The sequence below is a fragment of the Pseudotabrizicola sp. 4114 genome, from assembly GCF_031457365.1.
GTDB lineage: Bacteria > Pseudomonadota > Alphaproteobacteria > Rhodobacterales > Rhodobacteraceae > Pseudotabrizicola.
In genome coordinates this window covers 75,361-98,094 of the sequence record NZ_JAVDWP010000007.1, presented here as the reverse complement: position 1 = coordinate 98,094, position 22,734 = coordinate 75,361, and the positions used below count along the sequence as shown (strand labels likewise).

The 22,734-nt window shown below is 62.8% G+C and carries 17 protein-coding genes; 9 read left to right on the top strand and 8 right to left on the bottom strand.

The features are described from left to right. Positions 1 to 70: 70 nt before the first annotated feature. On the bottom strand, positions 71 to 1,183 hold the full coding sequence (locus J2X53_RS16185; RefSeq protein WP_349038528.1) for a zinc-binding alcohol dehydrogenase family protein: 1,113 nt from the start codon (positions 1,181 to 1,183) through the stop codon (positions 71 to 73). Beyond that, positions 1,134 to 1,934 (bottom strand): alpha/beta hydrolase, encoded by an 801-nt coding sequence (locus J2X53_RS16180; RefSeq protein WP_349038527.1) that lies wholly within the window; start codon positions 1,932 to 1,934, stop codon positions 1,134 to 1,136. Before J2X53_RS16180 ends, J2X53_RS16185 begins: the two co-directional genes overlap by 50 nt. Before the next feature lie 494 nt (positions 1,935 to 2,428). Between J2X53_RS16180 and J2X53_RS16175 the strand changes: the two genes are divergently transcribed. The 7 genes from J2X53_RS16175 (at position 2,429) to J2X53_RS16145 (ending at position 10,527) form a co-directional block, all read left to right on the top strand. Beyond that, a complete protein-coding gene (locus J2X53_RS16175) occupies positions 2,429 to 3,073 on the top strand; it encodes a hydrolase (protein ID WP_349038526.1) in 645 nt (214 codons plus the stop codon). Between the two features lie 71 nt (positions 3,074 to 3,144). Further along, positions 3,145 to 3,921, top strand: a complete 777-nt coding sequence (locus J2X53_RS16170; RefSeq protein WP_349038525.1) for a nuclear transport factor 2 family protein — start codon at positions 3,145 to 3,147, stop codon at positions 3,919 to 3,921. 43 nt (positions 3,922 to 3,964) lie between these two features. Beyond that, positions 3,965 to 5,041: an LLM class flavin-dependent oxidoreductase gene (locus J2X53_RS16165; RefSeq protein ID WP_349038524.1), complete on the top strand. Its 1,077-nt coding sequence runs from the start codon at positions 3,965 to 3,967 to the stop codon at positions 5,039 to 5,041. A 36-nt stretch (positions 5,042 to 5,077) separates the two neighbouring features. Then, complete coding sequence (locus J2X53_RS16160; protein WP_349038523.1) at positions 5,078 to 5,362, top strand: GNAT family N-acetyltransferase; 285 nt, start codon at positions 5,078 to 5,080, stop codon at positions 5,360 to 5,362. Between the two features lie 108 nt (positions 5,363 to 5,470). Then, positions 5,471 to 7,126: an acetolactate synthase large subunit gene (locus tag J2X53_RS16155; protein ID WP_349038522.1), complete on the top strand. Its 1,656-nt coding sequence runs from the start codon at positions 5,471 to 5,473 to the stop codon at positions 7,124 to 7,126. A gap of 45 nt (positions 7,127 to 7,171) precedes the next feature. Beyond that, positions 7,172 to 8,554 (top strand): aldehyde dehydrogenase family protein, encoded by a 1,383-nt coding sequence (locus J2X53_RS16150; protein ID WP_349038521.1) that lies wholly within the window; start codon positions 7,172 to 7,174, stop codon positions 8,552 to 8,554. A gap of 74 nt (positions 8,555 to 8,628) precedes the next feature. Continuing rightward, positions 8,629 to 10,527 carry a S9 family peptidase gene (locus J2X53_RS16145; RefSeq protein WP_349038520.1) on the top strand — a complete coding sequence of 633 codons (1,899 nt, stop codon included), beginning with the start codon at positions 8,629 to 8,631 and terminating at the stop codon, positions 10,525 to 10,527. A gap of 87 nt (positions 10,528 to 10,614) precedes the next feature. Here the strand turns inward: J2X53_RS16145 and J2X53_RS16140 are convergent, their stop codons facing one another. The 4 genes from J2X53_RS16140 to J2X53_RS16125 all read right to left on the bottom strand — a co-directional run bounded on the left by J2X53_RS16140 (position 10,615) and on the right by J2X53_RS16125 (position 14,167). Further along, positions 10,615 to 11,229, bottom strand: a complete 615-nt coding sequence (locus tag J2X53_RS16140) for a TetR-like C-terminal domain-containing protein (protein WP_349038519.1) — start codon at positions 11,227 to 11,229, stop codon at positions 10,615 to 10,617. A 183-nt stretch (positions 11,230 to 11,412) separates the two neighbouring features. Beyond that, positions 11,413 to 12,117 (bottom strand): glutamine amidotransferase, encoded by a 705-nt coding sequence (locus J2X53_RS16135; RefSeq protein ID WP_349038518.1) that lies wholly within the window; start codon positions 12,115 to 12,117, stop codon positions 11,413 to 11,415. Continuing rightward, positions 12,114 to 13,142, bottom strand: a complete 1,029-nt coding sequence (locus J2X53_RS16130; protein WP_349038517.1) for a hypothetical protein — start codon at positions 13,140 to 13,142, stop codon at positions 12,114 to 12,116. The genes J2X53_RS16135 and J2X53_RS16130 overlap by 4 nt, the downstream gene beginning before the upstream one ends. A gap of 194 nt (positions 13,143 to 13,336) precedes the next feature. Continuing rightward, positions 13,337 to 14,167 carry an alpha/beta hydrolase gene (locus J2X53_RS16125; RefSeq protein ID WP_349038516.1) on the bottom strand — a complete coding sequence of 277 codons (831 nt, stop codon included), beginning with the start codon at positions 14,165 to 14,167 and terminating at the stop codon, positions 13,337 to 13,339. 376 nt (positions 14,168 to 14,543) lie between these two features. Between J2X53_RS16125 and J2X53_RS16120 the strand changes: the two genes are divergently transcribed. Continuing rightward, on the top strand, positions 14,544 to 15,461 hold the full coding sequence (locus tag J2X53_RS16120) for an alpha/beta hydrolase (RefSeq protein WP_349038515.1): 918 nt from the start codon (positions 14,544 to 14,546) through the stop codon (positions 15,459 to 15,461). A gap of 64 nt (positions 15,462 to 15,525) precedes the next feature. Beyond that, positions 15,526 to 16,290, top strand: coding sequence for an alpha/beta hydrolase (locus tag J2X53_RS16115; protein ID WP_349038514.1), 765 nt, complete (start codon positions 15,526 to 15,528; stop codon positions 16,288 to 16,290). A gap of 163 nt (positions 16,291 to 16,453) precedes the next feature. On the opposite strand, the gene J2X53_RS16110 is transcribed toward J2X53_RS16115, so the two are convergent. Further along, entirely contained in the window at positions 16,454 to 18,151 is a 1,698-nt protein-coding gene (locus J2X53_RS16110; protein WP_349038513.1) for a hypothetical protein, read from the bottom strand. Continuing rightward, entirely contained in the window at positions 18,152 to 22,732 is a 4,581-nt protein-coding gene (locus J2X53_RS16105) for a hypothetical protein (RefSeq protein ID WP_349038512.1), read from the bottom strand. Positions 22,733 to 22,734 lie beyond the last annotated feature (2 nt).

Here is a 22,734-nt window from a genome sequence, read left to right as displayed (position 1 = left end):
GGCCTGAACGCAGAGTTGCGTCATCGACGGTCGGCCCGGCACGGCATCCATGTCTGGTCGCGGGACGGCATCAGGGTAACAAGACAACACGTCCAAGCACGGGATTTCTTTCGGCATAGGCATGCGCAGCAGCGGCGTTGGCAAGGCTGAAGGTCTTGTCGATGAGAACCGCGAGCGTGCCTGCGGCGGCCTTTTCAAGCATGCTGGCAACAGACTTGTGGATATCAGGCTTTTCGAGCTGGGTTCCCATGAACACACCCAGAAGCGTCTGGTTTGCCTGAAGGGCTGGCCAGAGGTCAATCTCAAGCGACGACCTTCCGGCGTTGCCGACAAAAACCAGACGCCCCTCTGGTCGCAGTGACGCCAGAGAGTCTGTCAATGTGGAACCCACGGAATCCACAACAAGGTCCACGCCCTGCCCCTTGGTCAACCGCATGATCTCTTCCGTTACATTGGCCTCACGATGGTCAATCGGATGCGCAAGGCCAAGGGTCGCCAGTCTTGCCGCCCGTTCGGTGCCAGAGACGGTGGCAATCACCGTGGCCCCGATACCGTGGGCCAGTTGAATGGCAGCGGCGCCAACCCCTCCGGCACCGCCCTGAACGAGAACCGTTTCGCCCTCAGCCAGACCTCCTCTTCTAAAGAGTGCGTGGTAGGCCGTGCCAAAGGAAATCGGCAAAGCCGCTGCAGGGGCGAGTCCCAACCCCTCGGGGACGATCCAGGTTCTGGTCGCTTTCACGGCCCGCAGTTCCGCATGAGATCCGCTCATGTCAAAGCTCGTGACCTTCTGGCCGACAAAGCGGTCATCAACATCCGCGCCCACAGCGATGATCTCGCCCGCGGCTGCATAACCCGGAACGTGGTTTGGTGTGGGGGGTGGGGTTGATGCCCGGTTGATGAGATCGCCGCCTTCGATGGAAACAGCTTCAACCTTGATCAGAACTTCGTCGCGCGCACAGGAGGGGTCTGGAATGTCCCTGTAGTGCAGCACCTCTGGATCCCCCGGAGCGGTGTAGATGGCTGCTTTCATTTGCTGTCTTTCAATTGCAAGCTTTGGCCTGTGTTCAGTTCCGCCCGGTCGTCGCGTCGCCTTTCGGTCCGCGCCTTCGGGCGGGCCGAAAGGCACCGGTGCGTCACTCGGACGGCGCGAGCGTTGCGGTATCACCGGCATGTCGAAGCGCATTTGCCGCCCCCCGCGCCGCAGCATCTATCACGTCGGCGACGGCCTCCGGCTGGGTCAGGAACACCACATGGCTGCCGGGCACCTCGGTTGTTTCGGCACCAATGCGACGGGCGGTGCTGCGCAGAAGGTCAGGGTCGATGGCCCCATCTTCGGTGGCAACAACATACCAGCTCGGCTTGGTCATCCAGGCGGCAACGGTGACTGGGGCTGCGAGTGCCGCCATCGCAATGGGCACCTGTGCATCCCGCAGAAATGCCGCGTCAGCCTCAGAAGTGTCCGCTGCAAAGCCCGCCCGGAAGAGGTCTGAATTCAGATAGGCGAAACCGTCGGACTGTTCTTCGGGTACGAAGTTTGGCGGCGGCGGAATCTCGGCATACTGATCAAGCGTCGACTGACCGATCTCGGGCGCAAAAGCTGCGACATAGACAAGACCCGCGACAATCGGATCGGTGCCGACCTCGGTGATGACGCTGCCGCCATAGGAATGGCCAACCAGTATCACCGGGCCATCCTGACGGCTCAGAACCCGCCGGGTGGCGGCAACATCGTCGGCGAACGAGGTCAGCGGGTTCTGGACAATACTCACAGTATACCCGCGCGCGGTCAGGTTGTCGTAAACCCCGCGCCACCCGGATCCGTCAGCGAAAGCGCCGTGAACAAGGACGATGTTGCGGACAGGTTCGGCACTGGCACCAAAGGCGGTACTGCCCGCGACTGCCGCGGCGGCAAGGGTTTGCAAGGTCGTGGTCATGGTCGTCCTTCCTTTCTGAATTGAAACATCGAGTGCGACCGTCACCACAAGTCGCCGGGAAGCGGATCTTGCCGGTGACCCGGAAGGGGAAGAACAGCCTGCGCAAGCCACCAGAGTTTACTCTCGAACTGAGCGCGGAACGCGATTCCCGGAAAGAACCTTAACGCGCGGTGACTTTTATCGCGGTGCCGAACCTGACGTCGAGGTGCCGATCTTGCGGATCACTTACCCCCGGAAGCGGAGCCGCTGATCTTTCTGGAAGGTTTGGCAGGTTTTGCTGATCAGTATCCACCACACCGGATTGCTGGCCGAATTCTGCCGCAGGCGAGCGTAAAAAACCGCAGTCAATGTGCCGCCGGTCCGGCAGTCGCGGCGACACAACGCGACCGAAGCAAGAACGGCACCAGCCCGGCAGGTTTCGCAACGCAGCGCCTGAGGGAAGCCACTAGGGTCTACGGGCACCACAGACTTCTGTCATGTTTAAGGAGATTGAGATGACTTTCCGCAATGGCCTTGCTTCGCTTATGCGCCCCGAAGATTCGGTCCTCGTTCTGATCGATCACCAGCCCTATCAGCTTGCAAATCTGAACAGCCACGACCCGCAGGCGGTGGTGAACAACACGACCGCGCTTGCAAAGGTGGCCAAGGTATTTGGCGTGCCGACCATCCTGACCAGCGTCGTCGCCGCCCGGGGCGGGGTGATCTTCCCGCATGTCACCGAAGTGTTTCCTGACAATGAGGTGATTGACCGGACGACGATCAATACCTGGGAGGATCCGAAAGTGGTCGATGCCGTGAAGGCAACGGGCCGCAAACAGCTGATCATCGCGGGTCTGTGGACCGAGATCTGCGTGGCGATGCCGGCGATTCAGGCCGCAGGCGAAGGTTGGGATGTGACCGTGATCACCGACGCGTCGGGCGGCACTTCCCTTGAAGCACATGAGGTCGCAATCCAGCGTATGATCGCGGCTGGCATCAACATGATGACCTGGCTGGCTCTGGCGTCCGAATGGCAGCGCGACTGGGCGCGCGCCGAGACGGCGATGCCCCTCAACGATGCCCTCAAGTACCATATCGGCGGCAGCGCTATCGCCTATCTGTGGGAGCAACAATTGCTCAATACCCCGGTGCCTGACTGACGCAGACTGAACCGGAGCCGGTCCCCGCGATCAACGTCGTGGACCGGCTTTCTCCGACGAACCTCACAAGAATGGACCTTGCAGACATGAAAGATGATCGTTTCCCGGTCGGGCTGAAGATGGATGTCTCCTACCCCGAATTCAGTGTCAGCCTGGCGCTCCTGTCTGCTGAGCAATTGCAGTTCGAAATCAAGGAAGGGCCTTTCGCCCGGACCGAGACAGTCGATATTCAGGTCGTGTCGCTTGGCAACGGCATCTTCGCCGTAAGCTGGCAGGAGGAAAGCGGCGCGACGGTCGTGAATGTTCAGGACTATGATCGCGGTCTGGTCTTTTCTTTCGCGACACTTCCCGGCGGTCAGTTTCTGCGAATGACAGGGACAATGGCCATCACCCGACCCGCAGATCACGCCAGCGACGACCGTCCTCACCGCAACAAGGCGCTGGTGTTCGACGCGATGACATCGCTTTTCCAGCGTCATGACGCCTCGGCTGTGGAACGGCTCTACGCTCCGGATTACGTCCAGCACAACCCCAACATTCCCCAGGGCCGTGACGCATTGCAGGCGATCGTGGCAGGGTTGCCCGACCACGTCCATTACGAGCCCGGGCTGATTGTCGCCGAGGGTGATCTCGTTGCCATCCATGGACGCATCCGCGGCTGGGCGGAAGAACCGCAGATCGCAATCGACATCTTCCGGATCGAAGGCGGCAGGCTTGCCGAGCATTGGGACGTCTTGCAGAGCGAGGTCACGCCAACGGCAGCCAGTAGCGGCATCTCGATGTTCGACCCTGCCGAAGCGACACGTCCCGCACGCCCGGAACCTGCGAAGCCGCGCGATACCCTGTAAACTGCGGTCCATCAGGATCGACAAGCAACCCGGAGGTTCCAATATGGAAATCGGCATCGACAGTTTCGCGGCCATCCTGCCCGATCCTGCAACCGGGAAACCCCCTTCGGCGACCGATCGCATGGCGGATCTTCTGGAGGAGATCGAGGTCGCCGACCGCGCCGGACTCGATGTCTTTGGCATCGGTGAGCATCATCGCCCCGAATTTCTCGATTCCGCGCCGGCTGTCATTCTTGCTGCGGCCGCAGCCCGGACCAAGAAAATCCGCCTGACCAGCGCAGTGACGGTGCTCAGTGCTGCCGATCCTGTGCGGGTGTTTCAGGAATTCGCGACGCTCGATCTGATCTCGAAGGGCCGCGCCGAGATCGTTGTGGGGCGAGGCTCGTTCATCGAGGCTTTTCCGCTGTTTGGTCTCGACACCCGGGACTATGACGCGCTTTTCGCCGAAAATCTCGGTCTGCTTCTGCAACTCCGGGAATCCACCCACATCACCTGGGCAGGTCAGCATCGCCCGGCGCTTCATGGTGTGGGCGTTTTCCCACGACCGCATCAGCCGCGGCTGCCGGTATGGGTGGGCGTTGGCGGCACGCCGCAGTCCTTTCAGCGCGCAGGCGAACTTGGCCTGCCGCTGATGATTGCCATCATCGGCGGCACTTTCGAGCGCTTCCGTCCCCTTGTCGATCTTTATCGCGAATCGGGCCTTCGCGCAGGACACAGTGCTGACAAGCTTTCCGTAGCCGTCCATGCGATGGGTTTCGTCGGTGAGACGGATGCGCAAGCAAGGGATGCCTTTTTCCCCGGTTGGGCGCATCTCACCGGCACGATCGGGAAAGAGCGCGGCTGGTCAACCCCGACGCGGCAGCAATTCGATGCCATGGCCAGCCCTGAAGGTGCATTCCTGATCGGCGAACCAAAGACGGTTGCCGCCAAGATGCTGAAGGCGAGCAAGACGCTCGGGGGCATTTCACGCATCACCTTCCAGATGAGCACGGCCTCGCTTGAGACGGCGGCAATGAAACGTTCCATCGAGCTTCTCGGCAGACAGGTCGCGCCGATGGTCAGGGCGGCCGGGAATGCGGCGCAGAAATCTTCGGCCTCTCGAAATGCGGGCATCACCTGAGAATTTCACGAGCGGCTGGTAGTGTAAGGAAAATGAATGAACAAGGTCATCGACAACCCAAACGATCATCGGTTCGCGCTGCGGATAGGTGGCACTGAAGACGACATCGCGGCCGCCTATTACCGCGTCGAAGAGGGTCGGATTGTGCTTATCCATACCGAGGTGCCGTATCAGTTTTCGGGCCGGGGAGTCGGTTCACAGCTCGCGCGCGGTGTCTTCGATGCGGTTCGTGCGCGTGGCGGCAAGGTCGAGCTTCGCTGCTCTTTCATGGGCAGTTTCTATGCACGCCACCCCGAATATTCCGACATTGTCGCTGGCTAGTCCGGTCCGGCTAGCGATTTTGTGACGCGGAAAAATTGGCGGCAATGGCACCCCGTCGTTTAGGATCGACGGAATCCGGCCGAAACTGCCATGAAAAGGAGCACAACAATGCCGAAGGGATCGGACCTGCTGGTCGCCGCACTGGAGAATGAGGGCGTGGACCGCATCTTTGGTGTGCCGGGGGAGGAGAACCTCGACGTGCTGGAGTCGCTGCGCACCTCGCGGATCGAGCTCGTCTTGACCCGCCATGAGCAGGCGGCGGCCTTCATGGCCGCGACGCATGGGCGGCTGACAGGCAGGCCCGGCGTCTGCCTTGCCACGCTTGGTCCGGGCGCGCTGAATTTCTCGACCGGTGCTGCCTACGCGCATCTGGGGGCAATGCCGATGATCCTCATTACTGGCCAAAAGCCGGTGATGAGCGCGGCGCAGGCGCGTTTCCAGATTGTCGACATCGTCGCCTCGATGAAGCCGCTGACCAAGATGACGCGCCAGATCGTCAATGCGGCCAGCATCCCGGCGATGGTCCGGGACGCCTTTCGCGTCGCGACGGAGGAACGGCCGGGGCCGGTGCATCTGGAACTTCCGGAAGATGTGGCGGGCGCGGAGGTCGATCCTGTCCCGGTCATTGCGGTCCATACCCTCGACCGCCCTGTCGCCTCTGCGGCGGCACTCGACCGGGCGGCGGAGGTGATCCTTGCCGCCCGGCGACCGCTGGTGATGGTCGGTGCGGCCGGTAACCGGCCATGGCTGACAGAGGCGCTGTCGTCCTTCGTGAGGCGGACCAGCCTGCCGTTTTTCAACACACAGATGGGCAAGGGCACCGTGACTGGCGGCTCCGACCTCTACATGGGCACCGCCGCACTGTCGGAGGGCGACTATGTCCACGAGGCCGTCGCGCGCGCTGACCTCATCATCGCCATCGGCCATGATACGGTGGAAAAGCCGCCCTTTTTGATGCCAGGTGCGGGAGGTCCGAAGGTCATTCATCTGGGCTATCACTCGGCCACGGTCGAACAGGTCTACCACCCCGATATCGAGGTGATCGGCGACATCGGCACGACGGTCGAGGCGCTCGGAGCACGGCTGGAAGGCCGGCTGACACCAGACGAAGGGATGCTGAAACTGCGGCAGAAGATCCTCTCCCACCTTAACGACCGCGCCGAGGAGGACCGTTTCCCGATCACGCCACAGCGCATCGTCCACGATGTCCGCAAGGTCATGCCGGAGGATGGTATCGTCTGTCTTGACAACGGCATGTACAAGATCTGGTTTGCGCGCAATTACCGCACCCATGTCGCCAACACGCTGCTCTTGGACAATGCGCTTGCCACGATGGGCGCGGGTCTGCCCTCGGCGATGATGGCGGCGATGCTGTACCCCCACCGCCGCGTCATGGCGGTCTGTGGTGACGGTGGTTTCATGATGAACTCGCAGGAGATGGAAACGGCGGTGCGGCTGGGTCTGAACCTTGTGGTGGTGATCCTCAACGACAGCGCTTACGGCATGATCCGCTGGAAGCAGGCGGTGGAAGGGTTTCCGGACTTCGGCATGAGCTTCGGCAATCCTGATTTCGTCCGCTATGCCGAGGCCTATGGCGCACGCGGGTCACGGGTCGGCGCGGTCGAAGATCTTGTGCCGGTGCTGGAAGCCGCCTTTGCCGGTGGCGGTGTCCACCTGGTTGATGTGCCAATCGACTATTCCGAGAACACCCGCGTGCTGGTCGATGAGTTGCGCAACCGCACACACGTCGTGGATTGCACCTAAGCGCCGGTAGCGGCACGCGCAGGAAAACAGCAAGGAGACCCGAGGATGCTGACCGTCGTTCAAGCCTTTGATCGCGCGCCCATGGCAGAGATCGAGACCGACGATGCCGCCGCGCTGGAGCGCAAGCTGCAGGCCGCGGAACGCGCCTTCAAGGATCGCGACGGCTGGCTGAAGCCGCATCAACGTATCACGATTTTGCGCAGGCTGGCCGGTCTGATGGAAGGCAGGCGCGATCACCTTGCCCTGCAGATCGCGCGTGAGGGCGGCAAGCCTCTGCCTGACGCCATCGTTGAAACCAACCGTGCCATTGATGGCGTCTGCAACGCCGCCGAAGAGCTGCGCAATTTCGGTGGCCGTGAGATTTCGATGGGTCTGTCGGCAGCGTCGGAGGATCGCTGGGCTTTCACCACCAGAGAACCCATCGGCATCGTGGCGGCAATTTCGGCGTTCAATCATCCGCTCAACCTGATCGTTCATCAGGTCGCACCGGCCATCGCGGTGGGCTGCCCGGTTATCGTCAAACCGGCGGCCACGACACCGCTGTCTTGCCTCGATTTACTGGCGATGGTTCAAGAGGCGGGCCTGCCCGAGCCTTGGTGCCAGAGCTTCATCCCGGAGGGTAACGCGCTTGCCGAGAAGCTGGCGACCGACAGTCGCGTTGCGTTCCTGAGTTTCATCGGGTCGGCCAGAGTTGGGTGGTCGCTGCACGCAAGGCTTGCCCCTGGCACCCGCTCGGCACTGGAACATGGCGGCGCGGCACCGGCCATCGTCGACCGTAGCGCCGACCTTGACAAGATCATCGAACCCATCGTCAAGGGCGGCTACTACCATGCAGGGCAGGTCTGCGTCTCGACACAACGCATCTACGTCCACCGGGACATCGCCGAAGCTTTCACGCAAAGGCTTGTCACCCGCGTCGACCAACTGCGCACGGCTGATCCGACCCTGACGGATACCGAAGTCGGGCCGCTGATCCTGCCGCGCGAAGCCGACCGGGTCGCGGATTGGATCAAGGAGGCGGTTTCGGGCGGCGCGATGCTCGCGACCGGAGGCGAACGGCTTTCGGAAACGACCTTGCAACCGGCGGTTCTTCTCGATCCCGCCCCCGACGCGAAGATTTTGACGCAGGAGGTGTTCGGGCCCGTGGTTGCAGTCACGCGCTACGACCATCTCGACGCGGCCATCGCGCAGGCCAATTCATTGCCGGTCGCCTTTCAGGCCAGCATCTTCGCGCAGGATATCGACGTCGCGCTGCGCGCGGCCAATCGGCTCGACGCCTCGGCGGTGATGATCAACGACCCCACCGCCTTCCGCACCGACTGGATGCCCTTTGCCGGTCGCAAGCAATCCGGCTACGGCACCGGCGGGATCCCCTACACCATGCGCGACATGACACAGGAAAAGATGATCCTGATGCGCAGGGGCTGACCAGAGGCGGCAAGAACGCAGCATCGCGAAGCGTGCGTGCGCGTGCGCGACCACCACAGTGCAAGGTATTTGACATGTCCGAGCCCGATCCGATCCCGATAGAAACCCTGTTCGCTGCGCCGGCGTTCTCCGGGGCACAGATTTCGCCTGACGGACGCCGGATCGCCTATCTTGCGCGATGGCAGGGCCGATTGAACGTCTTCCTGCACGTCATTGACCAGAAAATGGGCTGGAAGCTTGACGGCGACCGCAGACTCACCGCCGACGCGCATCGCAACATCGAAAGCTACGTCTGGTCGCCGGACGGGGACGCCATCTTTTACCTGCAGGATAAAGATGGAGATGAGAACTGGCACCTGTTCCGCAAAGCGGTGGCGGATGTCAGCGCGCGGCCCGTCGACCTGACACCTTTTCCGGGAACAAGAGTCATGGGGTTCTCGTTCTCGACTGCCGATCCCAACAAGATCTTTGTCCAGATGAATATGCGAGATCCCACACTTATCGATCTCCATGTTCTCGACGTGACGACAGGCGATTCAAGGATGATCGGCAAGGACCCAGGGCGGTTCGTCTACTGGATTCCGATGTCCAACGGCTTGCCCCATGCGTTCATCATTGATCCAGGCGGGGAGTATGTGCTGGCTCGGTTCGAGGACGACGATTTCGTGCCGCTCGCCAGTTTCGCGGGCGAAGACTATCCATTTGCCCCGACTCCAATCGTCCCCACGCCGGACGGTACCGGTCTCTGGCTTGGCTCGAACCGCGGTTCCGACAGGACGCGTCTGGTCAGGGTCGATCTGACGACTGGGGAGGAAAGCGAAGTTGCCAGTCACCCGGTCTTCAGCCTGGACACTCCGCGTCCGGAAGCCGACCAGCGCTTTGCGCCATCTCTGATCCTCAACCCGGTCACGGGGGACCTGCTGGGAGCCCGATTCCTCGGCGAACGGCAGGTTATCCAACCCCTCGACACCCAGTTTGCTGCCGTGCTGACGAAACTGAACGCGATTTCCGGCGGCGATCTGGGACATGTTTCATGCGATGCGGACGGTCGGCGCTGGGTTGCCGAGTTCACAACCGATCAAGACCCCGGCGTGACCTGGTTCTATGACCACATGACCGGAGAGTCTCAAATTATCGGTCGGCGCAGGCCAAATCTCGATACGCGCAAACTCTCCCCCGTGCGTCCTGTTATGGTCACATCACGGGACGGGCTTGCGCTTCCATGCCATCTGACGCTTCCGGTCGATCGGGCCCCGCATCTTCTCCCGACCGTTCTGCTTGTTCATGGCGGGCCATGGTACCGGGACAGCGCGTCCTATGACCCGGAGGTGCAGTTTTTTGCCAGCCGCGGCTACGCGGTTCTGCAGGTCAACATGCGTGGCTCGACAGGCTACGGCAAAGCATTCACGCAGGCTGCAAAAGGCGAATTCGCCGGTCGGATGCATGATGACCTCATCGACGCGCTGGACTGGGCAATCGCCGGAAGCTACACCGATCCGGATCGCGTGGCGGTTTATGGAAGCTCTTACGGCGGCTATGCCGCGCTTGTCGGCGCCAGCTTCACCCCCGACAGGTTTGCTGCCGCAATCGACTATGCAGGGATGTCCGACCTTCGCACACTTGTGGCGGACCAACCGTCTTTCCTGCGCGAGGCGCTTCTGAACAACTGGATCGCTTATACAGGCGATCCCACCGTGGGGGCCGACAATGCCACCATGCTGGCACGCTCGCCTGTCAGCCGTCTGGATCGGATCGAATGCCCGCTGCTGGTGATCCATGGTGCTCAGGACGTGAGGGTCAAACTTGAACAGGCTCAGGCAGTCGTGGAGTCACTTCAGAAACGAGGCCACGACGTCGAGTTTCTGGTCAATGAGAAGGAAGGGCACTGGTTCATCAACGAAAACAGCAATTTCGAACTCTACCGGAAAATTGAGGCATTTCTCGCTCGACACCTGAAAAACGAAGCGAGCTAAAGTGGTTTCCCCGCGATGACGATCGGCGGTGTTTGGGCTGGGGGAGGACGCGGCACGCGTCATGGCGTGCGATGAACAGACGCGCCGTCAGCAGGCCTTGAGCGCGGACTCAATCGCAATGGTCTGTCGCTGGAGTTCAGCCACTGTAATATTTTTCCGACGCACGATCATCCGCATGTAGAGGGATGACACCAGAAGATCGAGCGCAAGCTCTCTGTCGAGACCGGGTTGCAGCTCGTTGCGGGCGATGGCGCGATCCAGCATTCCGTTTCCAAATCGTCGGCGCGCCGCAGCCACGCTGTCCAGTATCGCTGACAGTTCGGGCGTTCTGCCGCGTTCAGCGACCGCATCCGGGATGATCTTGCGGATCAGCGGATGGCGGAAAATGACACGCGTTTTCCGAAGAAAAACAGCAAGTTCTTCCCGCAAGGAACCGTGATCGCCAAAATCAGCCAGGCTGAGGCCAACGACCTGTATAGCCTCACACGCGAATTCCAGTTTCGAGTGCCACCGCCGGTATATCGCCGCCTTGCCTGCGCCCGCCCTTGCCGCCACGCGCTCAAGACTTACGGCTGCATATCCGGTCTCTGCCCATTCCTCGAAAAATGCCCTGAACAGCGCAGTGGTCAGTTCCGGCCGGAAAACCGCTGCCCCGCTCGGTTTTCGCGCTCCTTTGCCGATACCGATCCTCTTACGCTCCATCCAGATTTCCTCCCCCAAGGGTCGAACGCTATCGCTTCCACCATCCAGTGAACCGGACCCGAAAAGTCCTTCGGCCGGGGCTTCGGGGTTGCTCCGGATCGCCAGACAAATGTATCGCCGCAGGCATCGTTCTGTGCGGCCTGAACGGAGGTTGCTTGCTTTGATCTGTCCCGCCCGAAGGCATTATGGGACAAGGCGCGACAGCCATTGCGTCAACAGGGCAGCACCGGCTTTCTCGAGAGTGCTTCCATGTTGTTTTGCATCGCGGCGAAGCTTCTCGGGGCTGATGCCGGCAGTTGCCAGTTCATTTGCGTGTCCGATGAGCCAGTGCTCGAAGTGCTCGACAAGAACTTCGGGGTGAAACTGCAGCCCCAGCATATTGGGCCCGTGTGAAAATGCCTGGTGACGACATACAGGTGTTGAAGCGAGAAGGCGGCAGCCATCAGGCAGGTCGAAGGTGTCGCCATGCCAGTGCAACACCTGAACATCGCGCAAAGCGCCAAGAGGATTGATTGCCTCAGTGTCTGCAAGCTGAAGCGGGGACCAGCCGATTTCCTTCGACGGCCCCGGATAGACGCGCGCACCAAGGGCTGCGGCGATCAGCTGCGCGCCAAGGCATATGCCAAGGGTCGGAAGGTCGGCTGCCAGCCGTGCCTTGAGTATCGCGATTTCAGTGGCGACGAACGGATAATCGGCGTCATCGTAGACGCCGATTGGCCCGCCCAGCACGACAAGCAGGTCAGCACCCAGCGGGTCAATTGCCTCAAGCCCCTGTTCCGCCACGTCGATGTATTCAGTATCATAACCGGCGTCCCTCAGAGGGGCCTCAAAGCTGCCGAGATTTTCAAAGGCGACATGGCGAATGGCCTGAACGGTGCGTCTGGTCATCGCGATACCTCCGGGCGCGTACCGGCCCGCGCCACTGTTGATGTCAGGATATGTTCGAGATCCTTCAGCGCGGCCGCCGCCGTAGCCAGAGGCTCTGTCCCCGATCCGATCGCGATTGTCTCGCCCATCGCATCCGTGGTGATGCGGATTGCCTTGTTCTTTCCCGAAACATGCGCAAGCGGGTCGGTCAGGGGATAGGTGCGCACACCGACCTTTGCCGATGTCTTGCCGTTCATGCGCGACAGGCTTCCGACGAGCTTGGGAACGAGGCCTTGCGCCCGCCATGCGTCGATGCGCCCCGCTCCGACCGACTGGATACCCTCAACGACAAGATCATCCATCGTCAGTTCCTCATCGAGGCCGAAATTGGCAAGGATCAGCAGCTTGCTTGCGGTATCCCAGCCTTCGGTGTCGTTGCGCGGGTCGGCCTCGGCGAACCCGCTCGCCTGCGCGCGGCCGAGCGCTTCATCGAAACCGAGGCCCTGGTTCATCATCGCGTCGAGCAGGAAATTGGTGGTGGCATTCAGGATACCCTCTATCTGCAACACCTCACAGCCCTTCAGGCTCTGTTCGATGAGGTCTATCGTCGGCAGGGCGGCCGCGGCGGCGCCGCTGAGCTTCAGCATTGCACCGGAGGCCGTCGCCAAGGCGCGCAGTTCAGGCCCGCTGTGCACAAGCGCCCCCTTTGAGATGACGATGGCATGGCGCCCGGCCAAGAGCGATGACCGGATATAGGCAAGGCCCGGCCCACCGGTTCGGAAGTCGCTTGGCCCTGCCTCGATAAGAATGTCGGCACCACTCGCCTCAATGAAATCCGGGCCTGACAGACCTGGCTCAAGCCTGTTCAGCCCCTGGGGTTCGAGGCCGGTCGGATCGGTCAGCCCGGCGCGCGATCCACAGACCGCGACCAGCCGGACATCAGCCCCATAGACCTGCAGATAGCGATTCCGGCGGGCCAGCAAAAGATCGGCCGTCGCGCGCCCCACGCCCCCGAAGCCGGCAATCGCAACCTTGAAAATAGGCATCTCGTCTATCCTGTTTCTTCCAACTTTCGTACGGCCCGCCAGAGCGGGCGTGAAACCGGCAATGGTCCTGCGAAGCAGCTACAGGCCGCAGGCCAGAATTCAGGCGCTCTGGCCCTGAACCTGCACGGTATCACGTTCCCGGCGGTCGCAAGCCTGACAACCGCTGTTCTCTGTTTGACAAGCGCATATCGGCATCAGCCGCGAATGAAGGCCAGCAAATCCGGGTTCACGACTTCCGGATGCGTGGCGAACAGGCCATGCGACAGACCCGGATAGGTCTTCAATGTGCCGTCCCGCACCAGCTTGATCGCCTTGTACGCCGAGTTCGCAATCGGGACCACCTGATCATCCTCACCGTGCAAAAACAGGACAGGCACAGTGATCGCCTTGAGGTCCTCGGTAAGATCGGTTTCGGAAAAAGCCGCGATGCAATCGTAATGCGCTTTTGCGCCGCCGGTCATGCCCTGGCGCCACCAGTTGTTGATCAGGCCTTGGCTGACCTTCGCGCCTTCCCGGTTGAAACCATAAAAGGGGCCGCTTGGCACGTCGAGAAAGAACTGGGCCCGGTTCGCCGCCAACGCGGTTCGGAACCCGTCGAAAACCTCTGGCGGCACCCCGTCCGGATTCGTGCCGGATTGAACCATGACGGGCGGAATCGCCCCGATCAGGATGGCTTTGGCCACGCGGCCGCGCCCGGCCCGGGCGACATAGCGCGCCACCTCGCCACCCCCCGTTGAATGGCCGATGTGGATTGCGTCCTGCAGGTCCAGCACCTTGACGATCTCGGCAACATCCGCTGCATAAGTGTCCATATCGTTGCCGGTGTCGGTCTGATCAGACCTGCCGTGACCACGCCGGTCATGCGCGATGACGCGAAACCCCTCGGCCAGAAAGAACAGCATCTGGTTGTCCCAATCATCAGCGCTGAGCGGCCAGCCGTGATGGAACATGACGGGCTGGGCGTCTTTCGGACCCCAGTCCTTGTAGAACAGGTTTGTGCCGTCAGATGTGGTGATGATGGCCATGAGTGATGCTCCTTCAGTCGGGTTACCAGCGGTTGCCGAACTGCGCAGGGGGACCGGGGCCACGATGCACAGGGTTATGGCTACAGCGTAGCAAGCGTCCCCGGCCTTGCGGCGCAAAGGCTGCCGCATTGGTGCCAATCTTGCTGGCTTTCGGATTTGCACCGAGGGGTCACCCCTCGCGCCCGTCGGTCACCCTGCAAGACCGTCTGAAAACCGTAATGCGCAAGAACTGCACCAACGTGGCAGCCTCTGCGCCGCAATCCTCTGACCAAAGCGCTACACATACTCCACACCGCTGATCCTCCGTCGGGGGGGTGTACGCGACATAGCTCAAGGCCGTCCCTCCCGATACTCAACCAGTTAGAGTAGCCCTGCGATGCAGACCAACATCAGACAAGCACGATACAAATTCCAACCCGTCGGCGCGGTCGACGTGTTCTATCGCGAGGCCGGACCGGCCGATGCGCCTGTCATCCTGCTGTTGCATGGTTTCCCGACGGCCAGCCATATGTTTCGCGACCTGATTCCGCTTCTGGCCGATCGCTATCGGCTCATTGCGCCCGACCTGCCCGGCTTCGGCCAGACCAAGGCTCCGCCACGCGGGACGTTCGACTACACCTTTGACCAGCTCGCCGACGTGATCGAAGGGTTCACGAGGTCGCTGGCGCTGAACCGGTATGCGATCTACATCTTCGATTATGGCGCACCGGTTGGTCTGCGCCTTGCAATGCGTGAACCCGGACGCGTTTCCGCGATCATCAGCCAGAACGGCAACGCTTACGTCGATGGTTTCAGTGACCAATGGGGGCCATGGCAGACCTATTGGCACGATGCCAGCGAGGCGAACCGCGAAGCGTGCCGCCCGTCGCTGTCAGCCGACACAATCAGGACCTGGCAATACGGCACCGGCGCCGATCCTGAGCTGCTGTCGCCCGATGGATACGAACTCGACATTGCCTATATGGCCCGGCCCGGCGCGGAGGAGATCCAGCTCGATCTGATCCGGGACTACCGCACCAATGTGGCGCTCTATCCTGACTTTCAGGCGTATTTCCGCGCGCATCGTCCGCCGCTTCTGGCGACATGGGGCCGCCACGATCCGGCGTTCATCCCCGCAGGCGCCAAAGCTTACACGCGCGACCTTCCAGAATCAGAGGTGCATCTTCTGGATGCCGGACACTTTGCGCTGGAAACCCACGCCGGCGAAATCGCAGCGCTGATCCGGGACTTCCTTGATCGCGTTTTGCAGACGGAAAGCACCGGTGCCGATAGGCTCCCGATGCAGGAGAGTTGAATACTGGCCCGGCAGGTCGACGCGACCGTCCCCCTTGCAGCACTCTAAGACGGAGATCCCAAACATGACCCCTCTGCAGACCATCCTGATGTCCGGTGCCCTGACGGTCGGCGTTCTGACCGCGCAGACAGGTGCTGCGTTCGCCGATGTGAACAATATCGTTCTTGTCCATGGGGCAAACGTCGATGGCAGCACCTGGCGCGAGGTCTACGACCGCCTGACCGCAGAAGACTACAGAGTGACGATCGTTCAGATGCCGCTCACGTCCACGGAAGATGACATTGCGGCGGTCCAACGGATTGTCGACGTTCAGGACGGCCCGATGCTGTTGGTCGCGCATTCCTATGGCGGAGTGGTGATCAGCGAGGTCGGTGTGGACCCCGATGTCAAGGGCCTCGTTTACGTCGCGGCGTTCCAACCTGATGTCGGAGAAAGCGGCGGGGGCCTGTTGGCTTCCAATCCGGGCGAGTTCTCACCCGACATGCTCACGGTCTTTGAAGATGGCCATTACCTGATACAGGAAGACGGCTTTCTCTCTGTCGTCGGCAACGGTCTGTCCGATCAGGACGCGGTCTTCGTGGCAAGGTCGCAGGCGGCATCCAACGTGTCGATCCTCGAATACGAAATAAAGTCGGCGGCGTGGGCCGACAAGCCGAGTTGGTCGGTCATCGCGACCCTCGACCGGACGATCACACCCGACCTGCAGCGCCAGATGTCAGAACGGGCCGGTTCGACAGTTGTGGAAATCGAAAATGGTCACATGTTGCCAATGACAAACCCTGGCGACGTGGCCGATGTGATCCGACAGGCCGCCGAAACAGTGGAATAGGCATGACCCAAGACGCAGATTGCAGTGAGTGGTCCGCGTGTGTTTTGCAGAACCTGGGGGCATGAAGTCACACTGTCTCACATTAGGGACGGGACTCGTTCTCTGTCATAGCCAGAACATGATGGTTGCGGTGAGAGTATCGGGTTGATGTCTCGCGACCCCGTCAGCTTGCACTGAACGTGTTGTCATAGGCAAGGTTGCTGGCGGCTTCGCCCCCGGCGGGGCCAACCCTGCGGGCGATCCAGCGTTGCAGCACGCCAAATTCGTCGCGCATCACCGAAGGCACCCGGCGCACACGCACCCCTTCGCGCGGCACTTCTTCGTCGAACACATCAAACGGCGTCGGCTGCAGAAGGCGGCCCCTTGCCCCGTCACTGTCTGAAAAGCTGCCCTTGCGCAGGCTGAAACCTCCGGTCAGCCCGGGCTTTGGCACCGGCACCATCGGCACCCACCACGGTGGCACATCGGTTTCCAGACGATAGACCAGATCCGCGCCGGGCATGGGCTGCGGCACGGGCGTCATGACGGTCGCCTCACGACGCCGGTCACGGGCGAGGCCGTCGGGGCCCTCGACCATCACCTCTATGGCCCAGGCCATGTTCGCCATCTCGTCGCGGGCAAAGACCACGTCTTCGCGCGACGGGCCTTCCTGCGCGCTGCGCCCGCCGGGCGGGATCAGGAACATCGGTTCTGTCACCACCGCCGCGCCGGTCTGGTTGGTGGTGAACATCGAAAACCGGCCGCGCCGCCCGATGTCAGAGGCCGCCTGCACGGTGACGGTTTCGCCAAAGGTGGTGCGATAGCTCACCCCCGTGACTGCTGCCAGCACACCGCGCGGCAGATCAATGGGCGCGACAAGCCAATCGTTGCCACACAGCGTGGCAAATTCCAGGAAACACTGGCGGATCAGATCATTGGCCTGCACATCCATGGTGCCGAAGTTCACAAAGCCATCCTCGAACTCCCACAACCTGTCGGCGGGCATCCCGGCATAGCGCAAACGTCCTGCATGAACACGCGCGGTCTGCACCTCGCCCGCCGTCGCGGCGGCCGGGTTTGCAGGCTCCAGCTCGAAGGTGTGCCAGTCGATCAGCCCGCCGTCATGCAAGGGCGCTTGCAGCACGCGCGCCTTGGCACCCGTGCCGGTATCCAGCGCAAAGCTGTATTCAAAGCGCGGGTTCTGCCAGCTGGTCGTCAGCGACACGTTGTCAGAGACATTGCGCCGATACCACTCCAGCCACCTCTTGGCCGCGTCGTTCGCTTCTGCCGGGGCGCCGGACAGCCAGCCCGGCGGCCCGGCTTCCAGCGCAAGGGCGCAGGCTTCACCATCCGGGCTGCGGCGTGCAGCCAAGAGCCAGCCGGGATCGGCCCCCGCCTTTTCGGCCGCCGTCAGGTCGGCGTCGGAAAACCCCGGCAAGGCCGCATTTGCGCCGCTGGCTGCGAGCGCCGACGCAAGAGCAAGCCCTGCCGTCGCGCGGTCGGCAAGGCCGGGCATCGCCCAAGGCTCGCGCTCGACTTCCGGTTCGATCACAGCGCCCGGCGACAGGGTGGTCCGCTTCAGCGCCTGATCCAGCCGCCCCGGACGGAACCCGGCGAGGGCATGGTGGCGCACGGTCACCTCGACCGATAAAGGCGTGCCACAATCTTCGCCCAGGAACTCGCCCGCCTGCCATTGCCGCCCCAGCATCCAGGCCGCATCATGGATCTTTGTGGCCAGCCATGCATCCGGGTTGCCGCTGCGGGTTTGCGGTTCCAGTCGGGTCCAGGCGACGGGTTTTACGAGGATGTCGATGATATCATTGAAGGCGAACCCTCGCTCAACCATCAGGTCAAAGGTGGGATGGGTCACTGTCGCGCACATCTACTTGTCCTTCACCATTGCAAAATTCTTCAGGTTCGGGGTCAGGGCCACGGCGTGCAGATCGCGCACGATGATCGACCAGTCTGGCGCTTCCCGACCCTGCAGCGACATGCTCTGGGTGTAGATCGCGGGCAGGATGTGCCCGACCAGCGGCAGCGTTTCGAGCGAGATCATCCGGGTCCGCGCCAGGGACAGGGTGTCGTCGAACAGCGCGATCAGCGTCTCTGCCGTCCACCGTTTTGTCATGTCGGGGGCCACGGCCAGCAGCAGCACCTGCGGCGGCTGGGCGTTGGGGGCATCGGCGTGCAGGGCCACACCCGCCGTCGTGCGGCTGTCGACAGGTGCCGTCGCCGCATCGCCAAAGCGTTCGCGGTAGGGCAGAGTTTCGGTCCATTCGTCAATCGCCAGCCCGATCTGCGGCGCGTCCAGATCAATCCCGGTCGCCCCGTCGAGGATGAGAGTGGCCACCGGCGCTGTCGGGCTGGGTGTGTCGGCGGGCAGGGGCCCGCCCAACCAGTGATCTGCCAGGATCTGTCCCAGCCCGCACAGCTGATCAAGGCCAGGCACGGCGGCATTCCCGGCGATCCCGGTCAACAAAAGCGCTTTGCCATGGCTGGCAACAGCGGGGCGCACGCTGCCCCAGTCCGCCAGAAACTGCATCAACGCCCCCTCGGGCGGCGGGGCAAAGGCCCGCCGCCCCTGCATCGCGCCGGGGATGGAGGGGTCAAACACCACCGGCAGCGGGAACAGGAACTCTCGCCCGAACAGGGTCTTGGCGATTTCGTCCAGCTGATAGGCCGCCCCCGGCCCCGCGGCGAGTGCCGCCTCGGCCCGCGAAAGCCGTGCCTGCCCTTCGCCCAGCATCAGAAACGCCATGTCGGTTTCGGAGGCAGAGCCCGTTGGCGGCAGCACCAGCCCGAACTCTGCGAGGGCCATCAGGGCGGTGTCGAGCGTGTTGCGGTCAACCGCCTCCTGCAGCAGCAGATCGGACAGGTCCTGCAGACGCAGCGCCAGCATGCCGGTTGCCGCTTGCAGGCGTTGCGTGCCGTCTGTCACCGCGCCGTCTGCGGCGCGCCAGCCCGGGGTGCCGGGCAAGGCAAAGGTCATCTCATCCGCCGGCTTGGCAACCGACAGCACAGCCAGCAAGGATTGCGCCACCAGGATCGCTTCGGCAAGGCACAGCTGGTCAGGCTGCAAGCCGCCCGCGCCGGGCGTCAGCAGCACGACATTTCCGGCCAGCGCCGGAATGCGCGCCTGCAACAGCCGCTCCAGCGCGGGCTGATTGGCCGAAAGGGCGATGAAGTCCAGCGCCGAAATCTCTGCTTCGGCGAGGGTGACACGCGCGCCCTGGGCGGCATCGGCCAGAATGATGTTGCCGGGTGGTCCCATCCGCGTTCCGGCCCAATGCTCCAGCAGCGGTTGTGCCTGCGCGCGCGGTGCCGTGGTGGACCAGCCGCCCTTGTCCGGCAACAGGCTGATCAGCCGATGGGTGACAATCGCCGGGGCGGTGCGGGTCGAGATCACATCCGGCTCGGGCGGTGGCCCCTCGCCCCGGCCTGCGGCATCCATCGCTGCAGAGGCGCGCTTGGGGTTTCCCTGCGCCATCTGGTGCACGGCCTCGGCCAGCATCAGGTCGGCGGTGGCATCGACATCGGCGATGATCTTGTCAACCGCCGCCGCAATTGCTGCCCGTTCCTTGGTCGAGGGCGGATCCCAGGTAACCCCCGCATCAAAATAGGGATTGCCGTCGGGTCGTGCGGCCAGCTGGTCAAAGATTGCCCCGCTGCCCTTTGTCTTCCAAAGCTTTATCAGCGCCAGCGCATCTGTCACATTCGCCGCCGCGATGGCCTGAACCGCCTCTTGCGGCGTGTTGTCATCCGCATCTGTCAGCGCGCCCTGTACCAAAGGCGCAATGCCCCGGAAAGACAGGATAAAGCGGTCGCACCCGGCCTCGTGCAGCTGACGCTCGAAGGCATAGCCCAGCAAGGCGGTCATGGGCTGACCCTGACGCACGCCCTCAAGCAGATACAGGGCATCGCGCACCCGGCGGCTGGACAGATCAATCGCAAAGGCGCTGTCGCCGCCACCGACCGGATTGTGGTTCATATAGGCGCTGCGCAGCATTCCCGCCGTGGTCGCTTGCGCCAGGCTGGGTGCCGCGACATAGCCGCCTTCGGGCTTCTTGCGCTGCTGCGGGACCAGGTTCTCGACCCAGCCGTAGGCGCCCAGGGTCAGGCCGTCCGGCCGGGCCTTGCGCAAGCTGGCCAGACGGCGGCTGGCCAGCCCGGTCAACCAGGCATCCAGCCGGTGCGAGGCGGTGTCGATGGCCTCGGCGGTCAGCAGGGTGAAATCGCGGTCGAGCGCACCTTCGGGCAACTCGATCAGCGCCTCAAAGGCCGCGCGTAGGTCGGCCTTGCGCGACTGCCCGCGCAGAAGAGAGTCGACAACCAGCACGGTCATGAAATCCCGCTCGGGCACCGATGTGGCCAGCGTGACAGACTGCATCATCTGCGCGGTCGAGGTTTCTGTGACAAACAGGGTTTGCTTTGCGGGTCGCGCAGCCGGGTCGCCTGCGCCGGGCAGACTGGCGATAAGGTCATCATAATCGCGCGAAGCAAAGCGGTCGGCATTGGCCAGCACGCCCACCAGCTTTTCGCTGATCGTGGGGGACAGGGCGGCAGAGTCGCGGATGATCCCGGCAGTGCCGTCCGGCACCGTGGCCGCCTCGGTGCTGCGCTTCCAGGATTCAGAGGCCAGCGCCTGAAACAGGCTCGACACCGGGCCGCCTTTGCCGGTGTCGAGCAGCGCGCGCAGAAAGGCCGTGTCGCGCGCAGGGTCGGCATAGGGCAGCATCACGGGGTTGGCGGTGTCATCCAGCGACCCGACCGAATGGGCAAAACGCAGGTTCTTGTCCGTCTCGATCAACAACTGGGTCAGAAGCGCCTCGTTGGCGGCGGGCGGCGGTGCGTTGGCCGTGGTGGCCCCGATCATGTTGAGCATATTGCCCGACAACACCTTGCGCGCCCGCACCCCGTAGGACACCGCCGCCGCGCGCATGTATTCGGGAATGGGGCCGTCACTGCCCGGATTGCCGACATGCGACAGGTTTTCGTGTCCGTTGACCCAGTTGCGGCGGATGTCGTTCAGAAAGGCACTGATCACCGCCTCGAACCTGTCGCCCTTGGCAGGGGCAAAGCGGGCATGCGGCATCGCCGGCAGGATGCCATAGGGCTGGTTGCCGATGCGGATCGCGGGCAAAGGGCCGCGCCCCCGCACATGGGCCCGGTGAAACCTGCGGATCTGCTCGACGATGACCGGAGACAGCGCGTCCTGCCCTTCGTCGAGCGTTTCCAGAAAATAGCCCCATGTGGCGGGCCACATGGCCCCCATCATCGCATGGGCCGCGCCTGCTTCGCGGTCCTGTCCATGGTCCGCCGACCCCATCCAGTCGCGCGCCTCAAAACCCAGCGCTTCGGCCAGGACAGCGGCGTTGCAGTCGGCGGGAAGGGCATCTGACACAAGCGGCAGGGCGCGGGGTTTGATCCGGCGCTGCCAGCCTGCCGGGTCGGTCTCGGTGTTGTTGGTCGGCGTGCCTTGGGGTGCAAAGGCAAAGCCCTTGGTGCAGGCATGGGCCTGCAACAGATCGGCGAGTGCTGTGGCCGACTGCACCGGATCGCGGCTTGCCGTCAGCCCGTAGACATAGAGCCTGTCGACCTTGCCCGCCTGCGGCAAGGTCAGCTCTGCGGCCAGACCCATGGCCTTGGCGGTGTCGTATTCATGCAGCCATTCGGTGCCGGCCAGAACCTTCAGGCCATTCACCTCGACCAGCGCTGCATCATCCTGCGAGATCAGCCCGATCTTCACCTCGGCAGATACCTTGCCGGTCACGACCGTCGTCGTCTTGCTGCCCTGAACTGCAGTGATGTGAAAGTAGTCGGGCAACAGCCGCGCCAGCGCCGCCTGCCGCAGGGGCGCTGTGACGGGTGGGAAATCAGGGCTTGCCGCTGTCGCGCGGCTATCCCAGTTCAGCGGCCGCAACGCCAGCGACACCCAAGGCGCCCGCGCGGCGCCCACGCTTTCCGACAAGGTGGCAAAGGCCGCGTCGACATCTGCGTTGGCCTTGGCCCACAGATCCGTCCAATAGGCCGTTCCCGCCGCCGCTTCGGGGTCGGTCAGGCCGCGCTCCAGCCCGTCGATGTGGATGTCATCGGGATAGATGCGCACTTTCAATGTCTTGCCGTTGTTCGCGAACCGGGTTTCGATCCGCACCGGCAACAGCAGCAAAGGCACGTCGGCCGGCGCATCAATCTGGCGCAACAGGGGGTTTTTCAGAAGATCGGTGAACGCCAGCCCCGACCGGTCGCGCAACAGGCGTTGCTTTCCGATCGCCTCGGTCGCTGCGGTCACCAGCCGCTCTGCCTTTTTGGCCGCTGTTTCATCGCCACGGCGTTGGGCATCCAGCAGGGATAGTCCGGCAAGGCGGCGATCCTCATGCAGCCGGGCCAGCTTGGCCTGCGATGCATCTACCGCGCGCTGTGCCTTGGCGATGTCGGTTTGCAGCGTCTGGATCGGATCTGGCATGA

Coding starts and splice junctions, on each gene's coding strand:
- J2X53_RS16115 (WP_349038514.1), top strand. CDS start 15,526: ATGACCCCTCTGCAGACCATCCTGATGTCCGGTGCCCTGACGGTCGGC.
- J2X53_RS16145 (WP_349038520.1), top strand. CDS start 8,629: ATGTCCGAGCCCGATCCGATCCCGATAGAAACCCTGTTCGCTGCGCCG.
- J2X53_RS16165 (WP_349038524.1), top strand. CDS start 3,965: ATGGAAATCGGCATCGACAGTTTCGCGGCCATCCTGCCCGATCCTGCA.
- J2X53_RS16105 (WP_349038512.1), bottom strand. CDS start 22,732: ATGCCAGATCCGATCCAGACGCTGCAAACCGACATCGCCAAGGCACAG.
- J2X53_RS16140 (WP_349038519.1), bottom strand. CDS start 11,229: ATGGAGCGTAAGAGGATCGGTATCGGCAAAGGAGCGCGAAAACCGAGC.
- J2X53_RS16130 (WP_349038517.1), bottom strand. CDS start 13,142: ATGCCTATTTTCAAGGTTGCGATTGCCGGCTTCGGGGGCGTGGGGCGC.
- J2X53_RS16135 (WP_349038518.1), bottom strand. CDS start 12,117: ATGACCAGACGCACCGTTCAGGCCATTCGCCATGTCGCCTTTGAAAAT.
- J2X53_RS16170 (WP_349038525.1), top strand. CDS start 3,145: ATGGACCTTGCAGACATGAAAGATGATCGTTTCCCGGTCGGGCTGAAG.
- J2X53_RS16125 (WP_349038516.1), bottom strand. CDS start 14,167: ATGGCCATCATCACCACATCTGACGGCACAAACCTGTTCTACAAGGAC.
- J2X53_RS16110 (WP_349038513.1), bottom strand. CDS start 18,151: ATGTGCGCGACAGTGACCCATCCCACCTTTGACCTGATGGTTGAGCGA.
- J2X53_RS16160 (WP_349038523.1), top strand. CDS start 5,078: ATGAACAAGGTCATCGACAACCCAAACGATCATCGGTTCGCGCTGCGG.
- J2X53_RS16150 (WP_349038521.1), top strand. CDS start 7,172: ATGCTGACCGTCGTTCAAGCCTTTGATCGCGCGCCCATGGCAGAGATC.
- J2X53_RS16185 (WP_349038528.1), bottom strand. CDS start 1,183: ATGCGCTTCGACATGCCGGTGATACCGCAACGCTCGCGCCGTCCGAGT.
- J2X53_RS16120 (WP_349038515.1), top strand. CDS start 14,544: ATGCAGACCAACATCAGACAAGCACGATACAAATTCCAACCCGTCGGC.
- J2X53_RS16175 (WP_349038526.1), top strand. CDS start 2,429: ATGACTTTCCGCAATGGCCTTGCTTCGCTTATGCGCCCCGAAGATTCG.
- J2X53_RS16155 (WP_349038522.1), top strand. CDS start 5,471: ATGCCGAAGGGATCGGACCTGCTGGTCGCCGCACTGGAGAATGAGGGC.
- J2X53_RS16180 (WP_349038527.1), bottom strand. CDS start 1,934: ATGACCACGACCTTGCAAACCCTTGCCGCCGCGGCAGTCGCGGGCAGT.